General features: G+C 35.9%; 1 protein-coding gene and 1 pseudogene. Both read left to right on the forward strand.

All coding sequences use genetic code 11. The features are described 5' to 3' along the window. Window positions 1-591 (forward strand): annotated as a pseudogene (locus JO950_RS21560) (PIG-L family deacetylase); the annotation flags it as partial. A 159-nt stretch (window positions 592-750) separates the two neighbouring features. Continuing rightward, a complete protein-coding gene (locus tag JO950_RS21565) occupies window positions 751-2817 on the forward strand; it encodes a beta-N-acetylhexosaminidase (RefSeq protein WP_202704485.1) in 2067 nt (688 codons plus the stop codon). The last annotated feature ends 307 nt before the right edge of the window (window positions 2818-3124 follow it).

Below are 3124 nucleotides of genomic sequence, written 5' to 3' on the forward strand. Positions count from 1 at the left end.
CAAATTGATTCTTTGGAAGTCCGCAAATTAAAAGGATTGATCCGAAGAAGAGAATCTTATGCAGCGACCCGATACATTGGTTTAAAAGATGAGAATACCCACTTTTTAGATCTTCCGTTTTATGAAACCGGACAGGTAAAAAAGAATCCGTTGGGGCCTGAAGACATTGCTATTGTAAAGGACATTATTGCACAAATTAAACCCCATCAGGTATTTGCAGCGGGAGATTTAGCAGATCCGCACGGTACACACGAAGTTTGTCTGAATGCCATCTTTGCGGCGATGAAACAACTGAAACCGGAAAAATACATGGACGACTGCTGGTTGTGGCTGTATCGCGGTGCCTGGCACGAATGGGACATTCACGAAATTGATATGGCCGTTCCGCTTTCTCCATCTGAAGTATTACTAAAACGTCACGCAATTTTGTACCACCAATCACAAAAAGACCGCGTAATGTTCCAAGGAAATGATTCCAGAGAATTTTGGGTAAGAGCCGAAGACCGTAACAAAAACACAGCCGTATTATACGACGAATTAGGATTGGCAGAATACGAAGCAATTGAAGCTTTTAAACGTTTTGATTATTAAAATTACATTATAAGATCCGGGTGAGAGTGGATCGCAATGCAAAATTCAGATTGATTTCATTAGGAGTAGTGAGGGTTCAATCGAAATCATTCTGAGTTTTGCTTTTATTATTTATTATTAATGTTGTGTAAAAGCAACATCTTTCCAAAAACAAAAAAAATGAAATATTTATTAGTCCTACTATTAGCGGGTGTAACTGCTAGTGCTCAGATTAAAAAAGAGCAGTTAAATCTTATGCCCTGGCCCCAAAGCGTTGTGTTAAATGATGGTAATTTTGCGTTAAATAAAAATTTTAAAGTAAATATTACCGGAAATCCAAATCCCCGAATTTTTGGCGGAGTAACTCGCTTTTTGCGCCGACTAGATGGTAGAACCGGTATTTTTTTCGAACAGGGATTTATTACCAAATTAAATGAAGTCCCAACAGCTGAACTTCAAATCAATTGTACTAAGAGTGGAAAAATTGGTTTGTATGAAGATGAAAGCTATCATTTGGATATCAAAACAAGCAAAATTACAATCAATGCAACAAGCGATTTAGGTGCCCTGCACGGTCTTGAAACCTTATTGCAAATGTTGCAGAATAATAACACCTCATTTTATTTTCCTGCATCCAAAATTTCAGATTTTCCAAGATTTACCTGGAGAGGTTTGATGGTTGATGCTGCCAGACATTTTCAGCCAGTAGATGTAATCAAAAGAAATATTGATGCATTAGCAGCTACAAAAATGAATGTCCTTCACTGGCATTTGGTAGACGACCAGGGGTGGAGAATTGAAATGAAAAAACATCCAAAACTTATTGAAAAAGCTTCGGATGGAATGTATTACACACAAGAGGAAATTAAAAATATCGTAAAATATGCTGATGAGCGCGGTATTTTAATCGTTCCGGAAATAGATGTTCCTGGTCACGCATCTGCAATACTTACAGCTTATCCTGAGATTGGAAGTAAAGTAATCACACTGACAGGAGGAACTTCTGAAAAAAATATTCAGGGAACCGCAATTGCGACCTATGGAATTGAAAGAAATGCGGGTATTTTTTCACCAACATTAGATCCTTCAAATCCTAAAACATATCAATTATTAAGCGAATTATTTGATGAGGTTTGTCCGTTATTTCCGGGGGCTTATTTTCATATCGGAGGAGATGAAAACGAAGGAAAGGACTGGGATTCAAACCCTAAAATTCAGGAATTTAAAAAGAAAAATAAGTTAACAACCAATCATGAGTTACAGACTTATTTTACCATGCAGTTGATTCCGATGCTTAAAAAACATGGAAAACAGTTAATGGGATGGGAGGAAATTCTGACCAAGAACATGTCAAAAGACGCCATTATTCATGCCTGGAGAGGTCCTAATGAAGGAGTAGTAGCAGGACAGTCCTTGATTGAATCAGTAAAAAAAGGATATAAAACCGTAATGTCTAACGGATATTATATTGATTTATTATATCCGATAGCAAGTCATTATCTAAATGACCCTATGCCCAAAGGCGCCGATTTAACCGCTGAAGAAAAAGCGAGAGTATTAGGAGGTGAAGCAACAATGTGGACAGAACTTGTGTCGCCACTAACAATCGATTCGAGACTTTGGCCGAGAACAGTTGCAATTGCAGAACGCCTTTGGTCAGCCGAAGATATTACAGATTTAGCCAGCATGCGCAGACGTCTTGATGTAGTTTCTTTCAGATTGGAAGAGTTAGGAATTACGCATATTCGCAATAAGGATGTGATCTTAAGAAATATCTCGAACAATCAGAATATTGATTTCGTAGAAGAATTTACAAATGTTTGCGAGCCTTTAAAAGGTTACAAACGAAATAAAGGAGGAACTGAGTATCAAATGTACTCTCCGCTAACTCTTTTTGCTGATGCCTGTACACCGGATGCTAAAGATTCTCTGGCTTTTGACGATGCAGTAGCACAATATTTAGCAAATAAGACACCGGAGAATAAAGCAAAAGTAACAGCATTTTTAAACAAGTGGATTGCTGTAAACAAAGGATTGGTAGAATTGAGTGCAAATGCACCTTTGATACAACACTTTTTACCTCTGTCTAAAAAATTGAATGATGCATCACAAGAACTATTACTTGTTTTAGATAACAAATCAACTTTAAAAGTGGATGATCTGAAAAATTTAATCGAGCTATGTAACAGTAAAGACCACGCTGATGTTGAGTTGTCAGTATATGAAAGTCTTAAAAAATTAATTTAAAGATTTGTTTGAGTTAGTATTTAGTATGTTTTTTTTACCATGATTATTTAGTAATTCGTTATCTCTGCCATATAGGTTTCTGGCAGAGATAATTGTGGTAGACTTTACTACATCTTTAACTTCGGAACAATTAATAAGCATAAAATTATAACCAAAAAAAGTATTAACATTTAAAAACCAAATAGTAAGTCGCATACCACAAACATGACAAAAAGTAAAGTATTTAGATTGATGAATCCCAAATTTATCTTCTGTGTTTAAACTAATTTTTTTTAAAATTAAATAAATATCAGTCACTACTATTCAC

It is taken from the genome of Flavobacterium sp. UGB4466 (genome assembly GCF_903469665.1).
In the GTDB taxonomy this organism is placed as follows: domain Bacteria; phylum Bacteroidota; class Bacteroidia; order Flavobacteriales; family Flavobacteriaceae; genus Flavobacterium; species Flavobacterium lipolyticum.